A 277-nucleotide genomic window follows, 5' to 3' on the forward strand; every position below is an offset into this window, starting at 1 on the left:
CTTCCGATCTGAAATTATTACAATTATTTATTTTATTCCTTATTCTTACGTCTTGTGGTAGGGAGAATAAAGAAGGAGTTACCGAAATTAAATCATCGGAGATAAATTCATTAGTAAATAATAAAGAGATTGAGCAGTTTATCGGAGATTCCGATAGTCTCTATAAAAAGTTTACTCTTAAAAAAATACAGGATATAGAATGTACGGGTTGTGATACATCGCTAGTAAACCTTGCTAACAAGTTACATGTAGATTATTCTTACATAAAAGCCGATTT

At 30.3% G+C, this 277-nt stretch carries 1 protein-coding gene; it reads left to right on the forward strand.

Annotated features, from left to right (window positions below; all coding sequences use genetic code 11):
* The coding region (locus tag DC53_RS22460) for a hypothetical protein (RefSeq protein ID WP_033032670.1) at positions 1 to 277 on the forward strand (277 nt) is incomplete at both ends.

It is taken from the genome of Pseudoalteromonas fuliginea, from assembly GCF_000690055.1.
Lineage (GTDB): Bacteria > Pseudomonadota > Gammaproteobacteria > Enterobacterales > Alteromonadaceae > Pseudoalteromonas > Pseudoalteromonas fuliginea.